Source organism: uncultured Maribacter sp., assembly GCF_947500985.1.
Taxonomy (GTDB): Bacteria; Bacteroidota; Bacteroidia; order Flavobacteriales; family Flavobacteriaceae; genus Maribacter.
In genome coordinates this window covers 396,814-415,705 of sequence record NZ_CANMTX010000002.1, presented here as the reverse complement: position 1 = coordinate 415,705, position 18,892 = coordinate 396,814, and the positions used below count along the sequence as shown (strand labels likewise).

Genomic DNA, 18,892 nt, shown 5'->3' with positions numbered 1-18,892 from the left:
TTAATTACAGTAAAATATTATGCGCTAGAACCTTAACCTTTAAAACATATATTAATAAAGCTTAGGTAACCTTATCTTAACCTTGAGTCCTTTTCTTTGCAGGAGTTATTTTACTTATGAAGAAAATTTACATTCTGTTCGCTTTAATGATTTGCTCTTTGTCTTTTGCACAAGAGACCAGTTCTATTAAAGGTAAGGTTTTAGACGGCGAGTTTTTTAATGAACCATTATTAATGGCTTCAGTATCTATAGACAACTCCGCTCTTACTACGCATACGAATTTTAGAGGTAATTTTGAATTTAATGAGGTAGCACCTGGCACACATAAAATTTTAGTTCAATTTGTAGGGTATGAACCAATGCACCTAGAAATAACAGTTAAAGAAGGAGAACAAGCTGAAATTTTTGAAACCCTTTATGCTAAAAGCCTACCAATGCCTTCTACCGCTAAAGTTAGTGCCACTACAGAAGATGCGCTAAGCACCTTAGAATTAGCTGCAAATAAAACGAAGTAACCTTTCATTTTTCTAACCATAAGGTACCTTTCAAGTTTTTCATTTAGAAAAGCCCCTAGATTACAGCAGAAAAAATCCTTTTTCGAAAAGAAATTAGTATTTTCATCCACTAAACTTAGTTTCTTTGTGATAATTTAAAATCATTACAACTTTTACGAAATTAACTTCATAACCTTATTTTAACCTTAATGATAATTTATAGTATCATTTTTGTTCCTTATTTAATTTTTTGATGGGAGAGAACATATATTTATTCATGATTATTGCTCTAGCAGTTTTAGCAATAACAGATTTAATTGTTGGTGTTAGTAATGATGCTGTCAATTTTTTAAATTCGGCAATAGGTTCAAAAGCAATTTCTTTTAAAACAATCATGCTTGTAGCCAGCGTAGGTATTGCCTTCGGAGCAGTTTCTTCAAGCGGAATGATGGAAGTAGCTAGAAAAGGAATATTCAATCCATCAGAATTTGTCTTTGCTGAAATCATGATTGTCTTTATGGCTGTTATGATAACCGATATTCTCTTACTAGATTTCTTCAACACTTTGGGTATGCCTACTTCAACCACGGTATCTATCGTTTTTGAGTTATTAGGTGCAGCCGTTGCTATATCATTAGTTAAAATATATTCAGGAGACGGTAATTTTACCCATCTTTCAAATTATATAAATACCGACAAGGCTACTGAAATTATTATTGGCATACTACTCTCTGTGGTCATAGCCTTTACTATTGGTGCCATTGTTCAATTTTTTACCAGAATTCTATTATCCTTCAAATTCAACGATAAACCAAAATGGGTCGGTGCAATTTTTGGAGGTATGGCTATTACAGCTATCATATACTTCATACTTATTAAAGGTCTAAAAGGAACCTCGATCATAAACCCAGAAACAGCTATTCTTATCTCTGACAATCCTGAGTTATTTCTATTAGGTAATTTTATAATATGGTTTGCGCTATCATGGCTGGCAACTACTTTTATGAAATGGAATATTTATACCATCATTATTATTCTAGGTACATTTGCATTGGCTATGGCTTTTGCAGGTAATGATTTAGTAAACTTTATTGGTGTACCACTAGCAGCTTACGAATCTTTCTTAAGCTGGTCAGATTCTGGTCAATTGGCTTCTGAATATAATATGAAAGGTTTGGCTGTTGCAGTACAAACACCTACCTATTTACTATTAGCATCTGGAGTAATCATGGTAATTACACTATGGTTTTCTTCGAAAGCGAAAAACGTTGTAAAAACCAGTGTAGACCTTTCTAGACAAGACGAGGGTGATGAACGTTTTGAGCCTAACTATCTTTCTAGACAAATTGTGAAATTTTCTATTAAAGCATCTGAAAATTTAAACGGGTTAATACCTGTTTCATTACAAAATAGAATTAATACCCAATTTGTAAAGCCAACTTCATATGCCCAAAAGGCAAAGGCAAAAGACCAACCGGCTTTTGACCTTATTAGAGCTTCGGTAAACTTAATGGTTGCTAGTGTACTGATATCTCTTGCAACCTCATTAAAACTACCGCTATCTACTACATACGTAACCTTTATGGTAGCTATGGGAACATCTTTAGCAGATAGAGCTTGGGGTTCTGAAAGTGCCGTATATAGAGTTGCAGGTGTACTTAATGTAATAGGTGGATGGTTCTTTACCGCAATCGTAGCTTTCGTGGCTGCCGCTATAATAGCTTACATAATACACTTAGGCGGTATTTGGGCGATTAGCGCTTTACTAATTTTTGCTTTTGTTTTAATTGGTAAAAACTACTTATCTCATACTAAGAAATTAAAAGAAACCAAAGAAGAAGAGATTTTAGAACGTGCAGAAAGTAGCTCTATTCAAGGTGTAATTGAAGAAAGTGCAAAGAACATCGCCAACGTTGTAAAAAGAGCAAGTAAAATATACTCAAATTCTATTAACGGGTTAGCAAAACAAGATCTCAACTCGCTTCATAAAAACAAGAAGCAGGGCGCTAAATTGGCAAACGAGATTGAAGACTTAAGAAATCATACCTTCTATTTTATTAAGAATCTAGAAGAAGCTCATATTGGTGCAAGTAATTTCTACATTAATGCCATGGGTCACTTAACCGATATTTCACAATCATTGGAATATATAGGTAAAGTGAGCCACAAGCATGTCAATAACAACCACAAGAAATTAAAATACAATCAAATAAAAGAGCTTAAACAGATAGATATTAAACTAGCTGAGATTTTAGACAATACCTACCATGCTTTTGAAGAAAGGTCATTTGAAAAAATTGGTAATATTCTAAATAATAAGCAAGAGTTATATGATTTGGTTTCCCAAAAAATAAGTCTACAAGTAGAGCGTACAAGGTCAGAAGAATCAAGTCCGAAAAACACAACATTGTATTTCACAATCTTGCTTGAGACAAAAGATTTAATGACCGCAACAATGAATTTACTAGAACTTTATTATAAAGAACATGATGCCGATGTTACCCCGGCAACCTTAGATTAACCCTCATTTTCTATTAAACTTAAAATACATTTATGAAATATTTAGTCTTGTTTATTTTTCTACTTTCAGGAATTTATAATCACGCCCAAGAAATAACTGGTAATGAATTATTGAAACAAGCAATAGCATTTCATGACCCAGAAAACAATTGGTCTTCCTTTAAAGGTAAAATGCTCATAGAGATGGAGAACCCGAAAAGTAGTCCACGAAGAACTGTTGTGGAAATGAAATTACCTAACAATTATTTCAAAACCACAGTAACCAAAGACAATTACGTTATTGAATCTGAATTGAACAAAGATGCGTGTACGCTAAAATTAAATGGTAGTACTTCTATCTTTCCTAAGATAAAAGATAGTTTAAACATTAGCTGCGATCGCGCCAAAATGATGAAAAACTACTACACGTACCTATACGGCCTTCCAATGAAATTAAAAGACCCAGGCACTTTAATAGCTGACAAGGTTGTTAAAAAGACATTTAAAGGAAAAGAATATTTGGTTTTAAAAGCTACCTATGAAAAAGAAGTCGGTAACGATACTTGGTATTTCTATTTCGACCCTAAGACTTATGCGATGGAGGTTTATCAGTTCTTTCATGATGAAAGTAAAAATGACGGCGAATATATTCTACTTTCTGAAATGATTACCGTAAACGGAATCAAAATACCTAAAGTACGTAAGTGGTATTATAACAAAGGGGATGTATTTCTTGCAACAGATAATCTTCGTAAAGCGAATATTATTAACTAACGATAAAAATTCATCTCATCCATATATTTCCAAACTTCTGGTGGCAATAATGGTTTGATATTTTTACCGTTTTTATGTTCTTTACGAATAAACGTAGAAGAGATTTCCATGATAGGGGCATTTACACGATGAATCTTTTCATGCTCCTTAAATTGATGCTCAATAGCCCCTTCAGATATTCTTGGATACACATATAAATGATGAAGTTCTAAAATAGACTCATAATTTTTCCATTTATGAAGGCCTTTTAAATTGTCTTCGCCCATAATCAATGAAAAATCATATCCTTCGGGGTGCTTTTCTCCTAAATGAACAAGCGTATTTATCGTGTAATTTGGTTGCGGCAGATTGAATTCGATATTACTAGGTTTCAACTTTTCATAATCTTTCGTTGCCTCATATACCATTTCGAATCTTTGGTGATTATCTAAAAGCGTTTTCTTGACTTTAAACGGACTTTGAGGTGTTACTACAAACCAAACCTCATCTAAATCAGAAAACTCTACCATATGGTTCGCTATAACCAAATGACCGATGTGAATAGGGTTAAAGGTGCCAAAATATAATCCTACCTTCTTCATGTTCAGTTATTCTTTATCTTCAGATACGAAATCGGCTACCAAGTCTATTGCCTCTTGTAAAGCAACATCAAGATCATAATTCTTAATAATCTTATCGAACTGTGGTGCTGTTGCCAATTCTACAGAAGCTTTGGCGATACGCATGTTTATTTTGTCTTCGCTTTCAGTACTTCGCTTTTTAAGCCTAATCTTAAGTTCATCGACACTTGGTGGCTTTACAAAAACAGCCAGTGTTTGATCAGGAAACTTCTTTTTGATTCTTAAACCCCCTACAACATCAATATCAAAAATGACATTCTTGCCTTCTGCCCAAAGTCGTTCTACTTCACTTTTTAAAGTCCCGTAAAAGTTATCTCTATATACTTCTTCCCACTCCAAAAAATCATCATTTTTAATATGATTTTTGAACTCAGAAACTGACATGAAATAATAATGTTCCTTCTCCTTTTCTTTTCCTCTTCTCGGGCGTGAAGTTGCAGAAACAGAAAAAGCCAAATTTAATTCTGGTTGAGCCAATAGATGGCGCACAATGGTTGTTTTCCCACTTCCTGAGGGTGCAGAAAAAATGATTAGCTTACCACCTTTCATCTATAATACATTTAACATTTGTTCTTTAATCTTCTCTAACTCATCTTTCATTTGCACAACAATTTGTTGCATTGGCGCAAAGTTTGCTTTAGAACCGATCGTATTGATTTCACGACCAATTTCTTGAGAAATAAAGCCTAATTTTTTACCATTACTATCGTCTGACTGTAATGTTTTACTGAAGTAGTCTAAATGATTCGCTAAGCGTACCTTTTCTTCAGTAATATCATATTTCTCTAAATAGTAAATAAGTTCTTGCTCAAATCTATTAGCATCGACATCTGCCTTTAAATCTTGTACCGCCTTCTCTAAACGTTCACGAATAGTAGCTTGTCTATCAGGATCAATTTTTATAACCTCTTCTAATAATTTTTTCAAAGAAGATATTCTTTCTAGAAAATCTTTTTCTAATACACTACCCTCTTCTGATCTGAACTCATTAATTTCTACCAAAGCACCTTGCAATGCTTCTTTGATAGCTTCATATTCCGATTCATCTATATCTTCTTTATCCGTCTTCATAGCATCAGGAAAACGCAATACCATTTCTAACAATCTTAAATCATCGCCATCGGCAATGTTTTTTAACTGATTCATATATTGTTTTACGGCAACTTCGTTTACTTGAGTTGAAGTAGTATCACCAGTAAGCTCTACATATAAATTAAAATCTACTTTACCACGAAGCAATGAATTAGCGACCAATTTTCTTAGTTCTAATTCCTTTTCGCGATAACTAGAAGGCATACGTGCATTTAAATCAATGCTCTTACTATTAAGCGATTTTATTTCTACCGTAATCTTTTTATTAGGTAATTGAACTACATGCTTTCCAAAGCCGGTCATTGATTGAATCATAAATACATTTTAGATTAAGACAAAGGTAAGGTAAATGAAAATTTCAACGATAATCATCTCACCTTACGTAATTAATAAAGGAGCAAACAGAAAAATATCTTGTTTACTCCTTAAATTCTAACTGATAAAATATTAAAGTTCTCTAACCCAAATATTTCTAAAGCTAACACGACTATCGTCGCCGTGATCTTGCAACATTAATGGTCCTTTACCATGAGCTGGGTTTTTAGGCCAGCCTATATAAGGGGTCGTACCTTTAAGCTCCACATGATCTTGAACCAAAATTCCGTTATGGATTACAGTAATATCACCTGATTTTATTTTTCCGCCATCAACATTAAATACTGGTGCATGGTAAATAATATCATATGTATTCCAATCACCCGTTGGTACAGAAGCCATAGCTAAAGGCACATGTTGTTTGTAAATAGATCCAACTTGACCATTTACATATGTTGGATTATCATTTTGATCCAAAATTTGAACTTCATATATTCCATTTAGAAATACACCGCTATTTGCTCTATTCTGATTATCTCTCTGCACTGGCAGTGGAGATTTCCATTCAATATGCAACTGAACGTCACCAAAATTCTGCTTGGTCTGTATGTTTCCGGTTTTGTCATTTACCGTCATACTACCATCTTTATTCAAATGCCATTTGGCAGCTGTACTATCATTTGTACTAATCCAATTCTCTAAGCCCGCACCATTAAAAAGTACAATGGCATCACTTGGGGCAGAATTAGAAGTTGCAGGTTTAACAACGGCAACTTTTGGCTCATAAAACTCAGTGCCCTCAGGGGTAGTTGGTTCTTCGCCCATGTATTCTTCATAAACGATTACACTATCTTTCACCGCTTTAATGCGACTATCAGCATCTACCGTTACTTTTTCTTGACAAGATATTACTCCCAAAGAAGCAGCTAACAGTACTAATGAGTATCTATTTTTCATACCTGAATGCAATTAAAGTTGTTTAATTTTTATGTTTCTAAAAGCGACTATGTTGCCGTGATCTTGTAATCCGATTTTACCTGTAGTATATTTTCCGAATCCGTCCCAACCAGCAAATTTAGATTTTGCAACCATAGCATCCCATTCTTCGTTAGCTACAGGGAAAGTTACCATTACAGTACCGTTTAAAGTAACACTACCTATATGTGCATTGTGATCTACAGTAATTACCATAGTGTTCCACTCCCCAACAGGATTAGTAACATCTGTAGCTGGTGAAACCATATCATACAAAGCACCAGCTTGATGCGTTGTACCTGCTTTAGCATCTGGGTGTTTTTCATTATCTAAAATTTGAATCTCTGGACCTGTTTGGTAGCCTGTACCAAATTTTCCATCTTCACTAACACCCCAAAACACGCCGCTATTACCTGCTTCAGAAATTTTCCAATCTAATGTCAATACAAAATTGGTATACTCTTCTCTAGTAACTAAATCATGGTTTTTATTCTCTTCACCTTCAGCCGGTGGGGTGTATACCAAAGCATCACCTTCTATTTTCCAGGTATCACTTATTCCGTCAGTTTTAAATTCTTTCCATTTATCTAAAGACGTACCATCAAATAATACTTCCCAATCATTTTCAACTACGGCAACTTCTTTAACTACTGCCGTTTCAACTGTGCCCTTTTTCTCTTGTTTACAAGCCATGAAAACTAATAAACAAGCAACACTTGCTATATATTTTTTCATCCTCTATTTTAAAGTCCCAACATTTTCCTCAACATTGCTTTATCGATTTCGGCACCTGCAAAATCATCAAAAGTCTTTTCAGTTGCTTCGATAATATGATCTGAAATGAACTTAGCTCCTTCACGAGCACCTTGCTCCGGGCTTTTAATGCAACATTCCCATTCCATCACTGCCCAAACATCACAACCATATTGTGTTAATTTAGAAAATATAGTTTTGAAATCTATTTGTCCATCACCTAATGAACGGTATCTACCAGCTCTATCGCCCCAATCATTATAACCACCAAAAGCACCTTTTTTACCTGTAGGATTAAACTCAGAATCCTTCACGTGAAAAGATTTTATAAACTCATGATAATGATCTATGTACGTGATATAGTCTAACTGTTGCAATACAAAGTGACTAGGATCATAAAGAATATTCACTCTTTTATGATTACCAGTAGCTTCTAGAAAACGCTCAAAAGTATCTCCATCATGTAAATCTTCACCAGGGTGAATTTCATAACATACATCAACACCTTCTTTATCAAAATGATTTAAAATCGGTGTCCATCTCTTTGCTAATTCTTCAAAACCCATTTCCACTAAACCAGCTGGTCTTTGTGGCCAAGGGTGCATAGTGTGCCATAATAATGAACCAGAAAAAGTTGCGTGTGCTTTTAACCCTAATCTTCTACTAGCAGTTGCTGCTTTCTTTACAGTTTCTATTGCCCATTTTGTTCTTGCTTTTGGATTTCCATGAACATTTTTAGGAGCAAAAGAATCAAACATTAAATCATATGCTGGATTTACTGCAACCAATTGCCCCTGTAGGTGAGTAGAAAGTTCCGTAATTTCTAATCCGTAAGAGTTTACTTTAGCTTTAAGCTCGTCACAGTATGTCTGACTTTCAGCTGCTTTATCCAAATCAATTAAAAAAGTTTCCCACGTCGGAATTTGAATTCCTTTATATCCTAGATCAGCAGCCCATTTACACATTCCGTCCAAGGAATTAAATGGAGCTTTACTGTCTACAAACTGTGCCAAGAATACGGCTGGTCCTTTGATTGTTTTCATAAAAATATACTATCTGTTGTTGTTTGAATTTGTTGTTGAATTTGAGCTGTCACATCTCTCAAAAAATCTTATATTTAAGAATTGTATCAGGTTCTTCTCAATACCTTGGAGATTTGCTATAAATATAGGGATTACCATCAGAAAAAGATAAAATTTCAAGCATGAATCAAGATGAAATATTCGACGCAATTGTTGTTGGAACAGGAATAAGTGGTGGCTGGGCTGCTAAGGAATTAACAGAGAAGGGCTTAAAAACACTTGTTTTGGAACGTGGCCCAATGGTAAAGCATGTAGTAGATTATCCCACGATGAACGATGACCCATGGGATTATCCTTTAAAAGGTAAATTATCTAAGGAGGATGAGAAAAAATATCACGTACAAAAACGTGTAAACTGGGCTCCGACAGAAGACTCAAAGCACTTTTTTGTGAATGATCTTGAACACCCATATGTAGAAACAAAACGTTTTGATTGGATACGCGGATATCAAGTTGGGGGTAGATCACTTACTTGGGGGCGACAAAGTTACCGATGGAGTGATATTGATTTTGAAGCGAATAAAAAAGACGGTATTGGGGTAGACTGGCCGGTTAGATATAAAGATATTTCGCCCTGGTACGATAAAGTTGAAGAATATATTGGGGTAAGTGGTGAGGCTTTAGGCTTAGATGTATTGCCCGATGGTATTTTTCAACCTGCTATGAAATTAAATTGTGTTGAGGAGGATTTTAAAAAAACAACTGCCAATAAGTTTGATGATGGTAGATTGGTAACTATTGGTAGAACGGCACACATTACAGACCCAAATGCAACTTTTGAAGGTCGTGGTACATGCCAAAATAGAGACCGTTGCTGGCGAGGATGCCCATTTGGTGGTTATTTTAGTAGTAACTCATCTACGTTACCGGCTGCTGAACGTACCGGCAACATGACTTTAAGACCAAATTCGATTGTACATGAAATCATCTATGATGATACCACGAAAAAAGCAACAGGCGTAAGAATTATTGATGCTGAAACCAATGAGAAAATAGAATTTAAGGCAAAGGTGATTTTTCTTTGCGCATCGGCCATGGCATCAGTGGGTATTTTATTACAATCTAAATCTGAACGTTTTCCTAACGGATTAGGTAATGATTCTGATGCTTTAGGAAGAGGAATTATGGACCACCATTACAAACTAGGAGCAACTGCTAAAGTTGATGGTTACTTAGATAAGTATTATAAAGGAAGACGTGCAAACGGCTTTTATATACCTCGCTTTGTAAACTTGAACGAGAAAACAAAAAGAGAAGGGTATTTACGTGGTTTCGGTTACCAAGGTACTGCAAGTAGAGGAGATTGGTCGAAAGAAATTGGTGAACTAGGTTACGGAAAAGAGCTAAAAGAATCTGTACTAAAACCAGGTAGCTGGACCATAGGCGTAACTGGGTTTGGCGAGTTCTTACCATATGACGATAACCGAGTTACCCTTAGCCCTACTGAAAAAGACAAATGGGGATTGCCGCAATTGGCTTTTGATGTAGAATTTAAGGAGAACGAGTATAAAATGCGCGAAGACATTAAAAAAGAAATAGTAACGATGTTCGAAGAAGCTGGTTTTAAAAATGTCTCTTCTTATGATGAACCTAGCGGACCAGGCTTAGGTATTCATGAAATGGGTGGTGCAAGAATGGGACACAGTGCTAAGACTTCGATAATTAATAAAAATAATCAAGTACATTTAGTACCTAATGTATATGTAACAGATGGTGCATTTATGTCATCATCTAGCTGTGTAAATCCATCATTAACGTATATGGCCTTTACGGCAAGAGCAGCAAATCATGCAGCCGAACAATTAAAAGCAGGTAAATTCGCTAAACGTTAAAATTAATTACCGATAATAACGTTTATTGAATTCTATAGCTTAAAGAAAATATCAATTTATGGAAAATGCTTCAGCCAGAAATATGTGGGGTGATTATTTAAAAAATCATCTCGAAGATGTCTTTCACGAGACACCTAAAACGATGTATTTTGGCGACAATGAACAAGATGCCAACGAAAACGCTAGATTAATACAGAGCGGAGCTAGAAAGGCAATTTCACACTCTTTACTAGGTTTACAAAACCGTAATGAGCCTTTACCCAAAATAGGAGATTATATAGTAGTCACGAATTGGAGTGGTGAAGCGCAATGTATAGTAGCTACCACCGCCGTTTCTCTTAAACCGTATTTTAGTATTGATTCGACTTATGCTCAATTAGAAGCAAATGGAGATAAATCATTAGACAACTGGAAAAAATATCATTGGAACTTTTTCACTAGAGAATTACAAAAATTCAAAAGAGAACCCAGAGAAAGTATGATTGTTGTTTGCCAGCAATTTAAAGTAGTAAATTCTTAAATATAATTTAAAATTTATAAAACAAAAAGAGCCGCAAATTGCGGCTCTTTTTTTATTCAATAATTGTTTTTTAGTTTTCTAAAGCTACCCAAGTATTTCCACTTTTATGCGAATCTACAGTTGCTTCAATAAAGTTCATACCACGAACACCGTCTATCATGGTCGGGAACTCTCCACTATTATATTCTTGACCTCTAATTGCTTTTGCTACACCTTTATAAATATTTGCCATAGAATCAAAAATACCTTCTGGATGACCTGCAGGTAATTTAGTACCATCTAAAGATAGGGCAGAATTATAAGCATGACCTGGCTTGTAGATTTGTGTTGGTTCAGTATCGCTCAACTTATATAAAAAGTTAGGTTTTTCCTGTTCCCATCTAAAAGCACCCTTTTCACCATAAATTGAAATGGCTAATCCGTTTTCTTCACCTGTAGCTACTTGACTACCTCTAATAACACCTTTTACGTAATCTCCCATACGTATAAGCACAGTACCATCAACATCCATTTGATTATCTTCATAAAGGTAGTTGAAGTCACACAGCAATTCGTTTATTTTAAGCCCAGTAGTATATTCTACTAGGTTAAAAGCATGAACACCTATGTCGCCCATACAAGAGCTAATACCAGCTTTCTTAGGGTCTAATCTCCAAACAGAAGATCTTTTCTCTTTGTCATGAATAATAGTATTGATCCAACCTTGGTAATACACGGCATCAACTTTATGTATTTTACCTAAAGCACCAGCTTTAATCATTTCGCGCATTTGGCGTACCATTGGGTAACCAGTATAAGTATGCGTTAAAGCGAAAACCGTACCTGCTTTCTCATGAGATTTCTGCAAGTCTTTTGCTTCATCTAAAGTAGTGGTCATAGGTTTTTCACAAATGACATGAAAACCGTTATCCAACAACTTCTTAGCCATTGGGTAATGTAAAAAGTTAGGTGTTAATACAGAACATACTTGAATACGCTCATCTTCTGGCAATTTTAACTCCTCTTCAATTAACGTATCAAAATCTTTATAGATTCGGTTTAACGGCACATCTATTTCTTTGGCGAAAGCTATACTGGCATCATAATCAGGGTTAAAAACAGCTCCTGTAATTTCATAATTATCATTAATAAACGATGCTACTCTATGCAACACACCTATTAACGAATCTCCTCCTCCACCTAATATTCCTAATCGTATTTTCTTTGGCATTTTGTTGTTGTTTTTGTTGTTTGTAATTGAAATTAGTATTGTTTAAAATCCCTTCGGATTTATATTTGTTTTAATATTTGAAAATAAATATTCTACTTATCTACTAAAGAACACCTAAAGTATTTTATGAATCACAATTTTCAGGCGTTTAAATTAAAGAATTTATCTAAGACTGATATTCTATTTTCTCGGTTTTAAAGAAAATGGCAAACAAAATAAATACAGCCAACGCAAAACCAGCCGGATACATCCAGATAGTTTCCCAAACATGTTTTCCGTCATCTAAAAGGTAAGCCGTTGAAATCTTTCCTGCAATCCAAAACCCTATTAACATACCCACACCATAAGTTGCTAAAGTTATAAGACCTTGGGCTGAGCTTTTAAACTTTTCACCTGCTTTACTGTCGGTATATATTTGCCCTGATACAAAGAAAAAATCATAACATATACCATGCAGTGCCATACCGATGATGAGCATAAACCCAAGTTCGTTGACATCACCAAATGCAAATAATAAATAACGCACCACCCAAGCAGCCATAGCTACAAGAATAGTTTTTTTAAATCCGAATTTGGTAAAGAAATATGGTAATAATAACATAAAGGCAATTTCAGAAATTTGACCTAATGTCATTTTCCCTGTTGGGTTATCCATCCCGATTTCTACCAGAAACGGATTCGCATTCTGATAGTAAAATGCCAGTGGAATACATATTAAAACCGACGAAATAAAGAATATTAAAAAATTCTTGTTCTTGAATAAGCTCAAAGAATCTAAACCTAAAATTTCTTTCAATCCAAGTTTTTCTGAACTGGCTGCTTTTGGCGGAGTTTTAGGTAACGTAAAGCTGAAAAATCCTAAAATCAATGATGCTATAGCAGTCATTAAAAAAGTATTTTTCAATAAACCCTGCCCTATATTTTCACCTTGGTCCCAACTAAAAATGTAGCTAATTGAGAGTCCGGCAATAATCCATCCTGCAGTTCCGAATACTCTAACCATAGAAAACTCCTTTGCTGGGTTCTTCATTTGATTAAAAGAGACCGAATTTACCAATGCTAGAGTGGGCATATATAAAATCATATATACTAAAACCAACATATAGAAATCATCGAAAGCAGAACTTTGGTACATAAAGTACATGAGTACCGCACCAAAAAGGTGTAAAACCCCTAAAATTTTTTCTGCATTAAAGTATCTGTCAGCTATTATACCAATAACAAAGGGAGCAATTATAGCTCCCCATGATTGTGTTGAAAATGCCAAGGCTATTTCACCGTCTGTTGCTTTTAAATTATTTCCTAAAAATGTACCTAGAGTTACGAACCATGCACCCCAAATAAAGAATTCTAAAAACATCATGAAGCAAAGCTGGACTCTAACTTTATTTTTCATCTACCTCTTATAATACACGTAATCTGAACTTATAGGAACTTCGCCATTGCTTCTAAAATCTAAGGCAATTTGCCCCCTATGACTTGTAGAATGATTGATGATATGAAAAAGAATATCTTGCAAGGTATTGGTAAACAATCGTCCTTCGGTATTCTCATAATCTATACGCCTATCAAAATTATCGGCATTAGTAATTATTTCGAACGAACTACGTTGATTTTCATAATGAATATCTGCCCAGTTTTTGAGATCATGTTCTTGCCAAACTTCATAATCACTAGGTTTATTTAAGATTCTAGCGTTCCAAAGGTGATGCGCATTTAATATATGACTAAATAAACGCCTGGTTTCTGATGGCACTGCATCTAGCGCCAAACACTGTTCTATCAGTTTCTTGTTGCAGTGAAAATTATAATCGAATATTTCATTAAAAAAAGTCTCCATAAATCATACTCTTGATTATTCTATTTCTTTTGCTGCTTTTATCAAAAGATCTCTAGTAGCAATTATACCTGCTTCTTCACTAATTTCAGAACCTTCGTATTCCACCCCAATAAATCCAGTATAACCTGTTTCTTTTACAATTTTCAGCATTTGTACATAATCGATACCAGTATCATATCCCTCAGCATCAAAATTGTTAGATTTTGCACTTACCGCCTTAGCATATGGCATTAATTCTTTTACACCCTTGTATTTATCATACTCCTTTAAACAATCCCAACTGTCTGGTTTACGTTCAATACAGAAATTTCCAAAATCAGGTAAGCTTCCACAGTTATCCATATTAACGGTTTTCATCACCTGAGCATGTAGTTCACCGTTAGATGATAATCCGCCATGGTTTTCTACCAAAATATTAATATTCTTAGTTTTTGCGTAAGTGGCTAATTTGGTAAGTCCGTCAACAGAGTTTTTAATCCATTCTTCTGGCACATTACTTCCATTAAGATTAACTCTAATAGCATGGCAACCCATTGCAGCTGCAGCATCTACCCATCTTTTATGCTTCTCTACAGTTTCGTTTCTTTCGGTTTCATCATCAACCGCTAAATTTCCTTGACCATCAATCATGATCAAAACATTTTTCATTCCGTATTTTTCAGCCTCTGCGTTAGATTTTGCAACGAAATTTGCCATAGCCTCCTCAGAATAACCTGCTTCTTCTAATTCAGGATTATAAAGCTGGCTTACATATTCTAATCCTGTAAATCCCCAATTTTTAGCTTTTTCAGCAAAAGAATATGGATCTACCCCATCTTCTCTAATCATTTTATGCATTGACCATTGTGCTAGAGATAATTTAAAAAATGGCTCAACATTACTGTCTTTTACTACGACTTCAGAATTTTCCACTTTTACTTTTTTAGTTTCCTTACAAGCGTAAGATCCTAATAACGAGATTCCAATACCTACGATAGAGGCAATTCGAATAAAACTTTTTCTTTTCATTTTTGGTAGTTTGTTGTTGTTTGAAATATAACCTTAACTGTTGACGTTAAAATTATGACTTAATACATTAATCTAACTTAACGTTAGTAATAGCGAATTTCGCAAGAATAATGGACTTTAAATGTATAGAATTAATTTTATATTTAATAAATTTAGAGATTAAACAACTTTTATGAGCAAATTTTATTATAACGAAGAACAGGAGTCCTATGACGCAATTGTCGTAGGTACTGGAATAAGTGGTGGTTGGGCCGCAAAAGAACTATGCGAGGCAGGCCTTAAAACCCTAGTTTTAGAACGCGGCAGAATGGTTAAACACATTAATGACTATGAGACTGCGAACAAAGACCCTTGGGATTTTCCGAATGCGGGTGAACCGACAAAAGAAATTATAGCGCAACAGCCAAAGCAAAATAGAACAGGCTACACTACAAACCAAGCAAGTAACATGTGGTTTGTAAATGACCTAAAGCACCCATACAACGAAACAAAAAGATTTGATTGGATGAGAGGGTATCACCTAGGTGGACGCTCACTCCAATGGGGTCGTCAAAGTTATCGCTTAAGCGATATTGATTTTGGAGCTAACAAAAAAGAAGGGATTGCAGTAGATTGGCCTATACGTTATAAAGATATTGCACCGTGGTACGATAAGGTTGAAGAGTATATTGGCGTAAGTGGTGAAAACCTAGGCTTAGAGCAATTACCAGATGGTAAATTTTTACCGATGATGGATCTAAATTGTGTAGAGCAGGAATTCAGAGAAAAAGTAGCAGAGAATTTTGATGGTCGTGTAGTAACTGCTGGTAGAACAGCACACATTACAGGCACCAAGCAATTTGACGGAAGAAGCAAATGTCAATTTAGAAATAGATGTATTAGAGGGTGTCCTTTTGGAGCTTATTTTAGTAGTTTATCTTCTACTCTACCAGCAGCAGAAGCTACAGGCAACATGACACTTAGACCAGATTCTATTGTACATGAAGTAATTTATGACCCAAAGACAAAGAAAGCTACCGGTGTAAAGGTAATTGACGCAAATACGAAAGAAACTTTTGAATTTAAGGCAAAAGTTATCTTCCTATGTGCATCTGCAATTGCATCTACTTCTATATTAATGCAATCTAAATCTGAAACGTTCCCTAATGGTATGGGTAATGAATCTGACCAATTGGGTCGTAACATAATGGACCACCAACTTCAAGTAGGAGCTTCTGGTAAATTTGACGGATTTGAAGATAAATATTATAAAGGAAGAAAACCTAGTGGAATCTATATTCCTAGATTTAGAAACTTAGGAGGAGATTCTGATAGAGAATATAAGAGAGGATTTGGATACCAAGGCAGTGCTTCCAGAGGTAACTGGGAAGAATCTATTGCCGAACTTTCTCACGGTAAAGAATTAAAGGATGCTGTTTTAAAACCCGGCGGATGGACGTTTGGTATGATGGGCTTTGGAGAAGTACTACCATACGAAAACAACAGATTTACATTAGACTACGACAAATTAGATGATTGGGGCCTACCAACGGTTACTTTTGATGCCGAGCTTCAAGAGAACGAACTTAAAATGCGTAAAGACATTTTAGAGTCGGCTGTTGATATGTTAGAAAAAGCCGGACTTAGAGATGTAAAAGGATATGATAATGAAAGTGCTTTAGGTTTGGGTATTCACGAGATGGGTACTGCCCGTATGGGAAGAAACAGAAAAACTTCTGTTTTGAACGGAAATAACCAATTACATGATGTATCTAATGTTTATGTAACAGATGGCTCGTTTATGACATCTGCTAGTTGTGTAAACCCATCACTAACCTATATGGCTTTTACGGCCAGAGCTGCAGACCATGCAGTTAAAGAACTTAAAAAAGGAAACATATAATGGATAGAAGACGCGTATTAAAAAATATGGGTATGTCACTTGGATATATGGTGGCCACCCCAACTTTATTGTCAATTGTTCAAAGTTGTAAAAGTGAACCAGCCCTTACTTGGACACCTGAATTTTTAGCTCAAAATGAAGGATCTGTACTTTCAAAATTGGTGAATCTTATTTTACCTAAAACAGATACTCCTTCTGCAACAGAAGTACAAGTTGATATATTTATCGACAGGTTTGCCAAAGATGTGATGGAAAAGGAACAACAAGATTTCTTTAAAATGTCTATGACAAAATTTATAGATAAAGCCTTGGCTGATTCTAGTAAAGAAAAAGCTGAAGATTTAACTGCTGAAGATTTAGAACCAGTTTTAGCAAGTTCTTTGAAATACAACAAAGATCAACAGACAGAAATGTTTGAGTCTATTAATAGTTACACAAAGGCTATTGCTGAAGGCGGTACTGCCGAGTTAGATGACGAAGTTTCAAGATTTGCTTTTGCTAATAATCTAAGGGGTATGACCATTTGGGGCTACAAAGCTTCTGAATATGTAGGTGAAGAAGTTTTAGCCTATTTACCTGTACCAGGAGAATATGTGCCTTGTGGTGACCTACAAGAGCTTACTGGCGGTAAGGCATGGTCCTTATAACCAAATAATATTCTAATATTTAATAGCCAAGAGCATGATTTATTATCGCTCTTGGCTATTTTCATTTAAATACACTACTCATGAAAAGAAGAAGTTTCATCCGAAAATCTGCATTAACTACAGGCGCACTTTCAGTAGCTAGTAGCGTATCATTTGCCAATACATTAACCAACAATACAATAGCGCATAAATACAATTTAAAATATGCACCTCACTTAGGTATGTTTAAACATCTTGCCGGAGATGACCCTATAGACCAATTAAACTTTATGGCAGATCAAGGTTATACCGCCTTTGAAGATAACGAGATACGTAAACGCCCAATTGAGCAACAAGAAAAAATGGCCGCTACAATGAAAAAACGTGGTATTGAAATGGGTGTTTTTGTAGCACATGAAATTCATTGGAAAACACCGAATCTAGCATCTGGAGATTTAACTAAAAGAGAAGAGTTCTTAAATGATATAAAAAGTTCAATTAAAGTAGCTAAACGAGTAAATGCAAAATGGATGACCGTAGTACCAGGTCATGTGGATCTTAATTTAAAAATGGGCTACCAAACAGCCAACGTAGTAGAAAGCCTTAGACAAGCTTCTGCCTTATTAGAACCATATAATATTACCATGGTGTTAGAGCCATTGAATTTCAAAAATCACCCTGGGTTATTTTTGACCGACTCCCCTCAAGCCTTTGAAATTTGCAGAGCGGTTAATTCGCCTTCTTGTAAAATTTTGTTTGATATCTATCATCAACAAATTCAAGAAGGAAATTTAATTACGAATATGGAAGCCTCTTGGTCAGAAATCGCATATATTCAAATAGGTGACAACCCCGGTAGAAATGAGCCAACTACAGGTGAAATTAACTACCACAATGTTTTTAAATGGATACACAAACAAGGTTTTACTGGTGTGCTTGGTATGGAGCACGGAAACTCAAGAGAAGGAAAAGAAGGTGAACTCGCCGTAATAGAAGCCTATAAGAAAGTAGACAATTTTCTTTAATCCTAAAATCAACATTAAATACAATCATAAGAGAACGAAAAATGCATTTCATCGAAAATGCAACAACTATTCGATGAAATGCATATTACTAAAGTAAGAATTTACTTACTTATTCGTTCTTTTGTATATGTCCCAATACCTACACACATTACTCGTCTATGCCGGTTTGCTTTTGGCATCAAAAATATCTTTTTATATCTATAAAAAGATAAAGTCAAATTCGTTTGATTTATTTCAAATGAGACTACGTTATAAATGGTATAATTTTAAAAGCAGCATTAAATTGACTTATCATAGCCTTTTTAATGATACTATCCATTTTCCATAATCCAAAATCAGTTTTCA

18 protein-coding genes are annotated in these 18,892 nt (G+C 35.0%); 8 read left to right on the top strand and 10 right to left on the bottom strand.

All coding sequences use genetic code 11. The features are described from left to right. The first annotated feature begins 116 nt into the window (after positions 1–116). From Q0871_RS05390 to Q0871_RS05380, 3 genes are all read left to right on the top strand, one after another. Entirely contained in the window at positions 117–515 is a 399-nt protein-coding gene (locus Q0871_RS05390; RefSeq protein WP_299319039.1) for a carboxypeptidase-like regulatory domain-containing protein, read from the top strand. Positions 516–747: 232 nt separating this feature from the next. Then, complete coding sequence (locus Q0871_RS05385; protein WP_299319037.1) at positions 748–3,015, top strand: inorganic phosphate transporter; 2,268 nt, start codon at positions 748–750, stop codon at positions 3,013–3,015. Positions 3,016–3,047: 32 nt separating this feature from the next. Continuing rightward, positions 3,048–3,767 (top strand): DUF6503 family protein, encoded by a 720-nt coding sequence (locus Q0871_RS05380; RefSeq protein ID WP_299319035.1) that lies wholly within the window; start codon positions 3,048–3,050, stop codon positions 3,765–3,767. On the opposite strand, the gene nadD is transcribed toward Q0871_RS05380, so the two are convergent. From nadD to Q0871_RS05350, 6 genes are all read right to left on the bottom strand, one after another. After that, positions 3,764–4,348, bottom strand: coding sequence for a nicotinate (nicotinamide) nucleotide adenylyltransferase (gene nadD / locus Q0871_RS05375; protein WP_299319033.1), 585 nt, complete (start codon positions 4,346–4,348; stop codon positions 3,764–3,766). The genes Q0871_RS05380 and nadD overlap by 4 nt on opposite strands. Positions 4,349–4,354: 6 nt before the next feature. Further along, complete coding sequence (gene gmk, locus Q0871_RS05370) at positions 4,355–4,936, bottom strand: guanylate kinase (protein WP_299319029.1); 582 nt, start codon at positions 4,934–4,936, stop codon at positions 4,355–4,357. Then, positions 4,937–5,794, bottom strand: a complete 858-nt coding sequence (locus tag Q0871_RS05365) for a YicC/YloC family endoribonuclease (RefSeq protein WP_299319026.1) — start codon at positions 5,792–5,794, stop codon at positions 4,937–4,939. A gap of 132 nt (positions 5,795–5,926) precedes the next feature. Next, a complete protein-coding gene (locus tag Q0871_RS05360) occupies positions 5,927–6,751 on the bottom strand; it encodes a DUF1080 domain-containing protein (RefSeq protein ID WP_299319023.1) in 825 nt (274 codons plus the stop codon). Positions 6,752–6,763: 12 nt separating this feature from the next. Then, a complete protein-coding gene (locus tag Q0871_RS05355) occupies positions 6,764–7,504 on the bottom strand; it encodes a DUF1080 domain-containing protein (RefSeq protein WP_299319019.1) in 741 nt (246 codons plus the stop codon). Between the two features lie 8 nt (positions 7,505–7,512). Continuing rightward, entirely contained in the window at positions 7,513–8,565 is a 1,053-nt protein-coding gene (locus tag Q0871_RS05350) for a sugar phosphate isomerase/epimerase (protein ID WP_299319016.1), read from the bottom strand. A gap of 161 nt (positions 8,566–8,726) precedes the next feature. On the opposite strand from Q0871_RS05350, the gene Q0871_RS05345 reads away from it, so the two are divergent. Both Q0871_RS05345 and Q0871_RS05340 read left to right on the top strand, forming a co-directional pair. After that, a complete protein-coding gene (locus Q0871_RS05345; RefSeq protein WP_299319012.1) occupies positions 8,727–10,436 on the top strand; it encodes a GMC oxidoreductase in 1,710 nt (569 codons plus the stop codon). A gap of 58 nt (positions 10,437–10,494) precedes the next feature. Continuing rightward, on the top strand, positions 10,495–10,956 hold the full coding sequence (locus Q0871_RS05340; RefSeq protein ID WP_299319008.1) for an ASCH domain-containing protein: 462 nt from the start codon (positions 10,495–10,497) through the stop codon (positions 10,954–10,956). Between the two features lie 70 nt (positions 10,957–11,026). On the opposite strand, the gene Q0871_RS05335 is transcribed toward Q0871_RS05340, so the two are convergent. From Q0871_RS05335 to Q0871_RS05320, 4 genes are all read right to left on the bottom strand, one after another. After that, on the bottom strand, positions 11,027–12,166 hold the full coding sequence (locus tag Q0871_RS05335) for a Gfo/Idh/MocA family oxidoreductase (RefSeq protein ID WP_299319004.1): 1,140 nt from the start codon (positions 12,164–12,166) through the stop codon (positions 11,027–11,029). Positions 12,167–12,332: 166 nt separating this feature from the next. Further along, positions 12,333–13,562: a nucleoside permease gene (locus tag Q0871_RS05330; protein ID WP_299319001.1), complete on the bottom strand. Its 1,230-nt coding sequence runs from the start codon at positions 13,560–13,562 to the stop codon at positions 12,333–12,335. Further along, positions 13,563–14,006, bottom strand: coding sequence for a DinB family protein (locus Q0871_RS05325; RefSeq protein WP_299318998.1), 444 nt, complete (start codon positions 14,004–14,006; stop codon positions 13,563–13,565). Positions 14,007–14,021: 15 nt separating this feature from the next. Continuing rightward, positions 14,022–15,014, bottom strand: coding sequence for a sugar phosphate isomerase/epimerase (locus Q0871_RS05320; protein WP_299318994.1), 993 nt, complete (start codon positions 15,012–15,014; stop codon positions 14,022–14,024). Positions 15,015–15,186: 172 nt separating this feature from the next. On the opposite strand from Q0871_RS05320, the gene Q0871_RS05315 reads away from it, so the two are divergent. From Q0871_RS05315 to Q0871_RS05305, 3 genes are all read left to right on the top strand, one after another. Next, positions 15,187–16,896 carry a GMC oxidoreductase gene (locus Q0871_RS05315; protein WP_299318990.1) on the top strand — a complete coding sequence of 570 codons (1,710 nt, stop codon included), beginning with the start codon at positions 15,187–15,189 and terminating at the stop codon, positions 16,894–16,896. Next, positions 16,896–17,543, top strand: a complete 648-nt coding sequence (locus tag Q0871_RS05310; protein WP_299318987.1) for a gluconate 2-dehydrogenase subunit 3 family protein — start codon at positions 16,896–16,898, stop codon at positions 17,541–17,543. Before Q0871_RS05315 ends, Q0871_RS05310 begins: the two co-directional genes overlap by 1 nt. Positions 17,544–17,623: 80 nt before the next feature. Then, on the top strand, positions 17,624–18,547 hold the full coding sequence (locus Q0871_RS05305) for a TIM barrel protein (protein ID WP_299318983.1): 924 nt from the start codon (positions 17,624–17,626) through the stop codon (positions 18,545–18,547). Positions 18,548–18,892 lie beyond the last annotated feature (345 nt).

Coding starts and splice junctions, on each gene's coding strand:
- Q0871_RS05390 (WP_299319039.1), top strand. CDS start 117: ATGAAGAAAATTTACATTCTGTTCGCTTTAATGATTTGCTCTTTGTCT.
- Q0871_RS05385 (WP_299319037.1), top strand. CDS start 748: ATGGGAGAGAACATATATTTATTCATGATTATTGCTCTAGCAGTTTTA.
- Q0871_RS05380 (WP_299319035.1), top strand. CDS start 3,048: ATGAAATATTTAGTCTTGTTTATTTTTCTACTTTCAGGAATTTATAAT.
- nadD (WP_299319033.1), bottom strand. CDS start 4,348: ATGAAGAAGGTAGGATTATATTTTGGCACCTTTAACCCTATTCACATC.
- gmk (WP_299319029.1), bottom strand. CDS start 4,936: ATGAAAGGTGGTAAGCTAATCATTTTTTCTGCACCCTCAGGAAGTGGG.
- Q0871_RS05365 (WP_299319026.1), bottom strand. CDS start 5,794: ATGATTCAATCAATGACCGGCTTTGGAAAGCATGTAGTTCAATTACCT.
- Q0871_RS05360 (WP_299319023.1), bottom strand. CDS start 6,751: ATGAAAAATAGATACTCATTAGTACTGTTAGCTGCTTCTTTGGGAGTA.
- Q0871_RS05355 (WP_299319019.1), bottom strand. CDS start 7,504: ATGAAAAAATATATAGCAAGTGTTGCTTGTTTATTAGTTTTCATGGCT.
- Q0871_RS05350 (WP_299319016.1), bottom strand. CDS start 8,565: ATGAAAACAATCAAAGGACCAGCCGTATTCTTGGCACAGTTTGTAGAC.
- Q0871_RS05345 (WP_299319012.1), top strand. CDS start 8,727: ATGAATCAAGATGAAATATTCGACGCAATTGTTGTTGGAACAGGAATA.
- Q0871_RS05340 (WP_299319008.1), top strand. CDS start 10,495: ATGGAAAATGCTTCAGCCAGAAATATGTGGGGTGATTATTTAAAAAAT.
- Q0871_RS05335 (WP_299319004.1), bottom strand. CDS start 12,166: ATGCCAAAGAAAATACGATTAGGAATATTAGGTGGAGGAGGAGATTCG.
- Q0871_RS05330 (WP_299319001.1), bottom strand. CDS start 13,562: ATGAAAAATAAAGTTAGAGTCCAGCTTTGCTTCATGATGTTTTTAGAA.
- Q0871_RS05325 (WP_299318998.1), bottom strand. CDS start 14,006: ATGGAGACTTTTTTTAATGAAATATTCGATTATAATTTTCACTGCAAC.
- Q0871_RS05320 (WP_299318994.1), bottom strand. CDS start 15,014: ATGAAAAGAAAAAGTTTTATTCGAATTGCCTCTATCGTAGGTATTGGA.
- Q0871_RS05315 (WP_299318990.1), top strand. CDS start 15,187: ATGAGCAAATTTTATTATAACGAAGAACAGGAGTCCTATGACGCAATT.
- Q0871_RS05310 (WP_299318987.1), top strand. CDS start 16,896: ATGGATAGAAGACGCGTATTAAAAAATATGGGTATGTCACTTGGATAT.
- Q0871_RS05305 (WP_299318983.1), top strand. CDS start 17,624: ATGAAAAGAAGAAGTTTCATCCGAAAATCTGCATTAACTACAGGCGCA.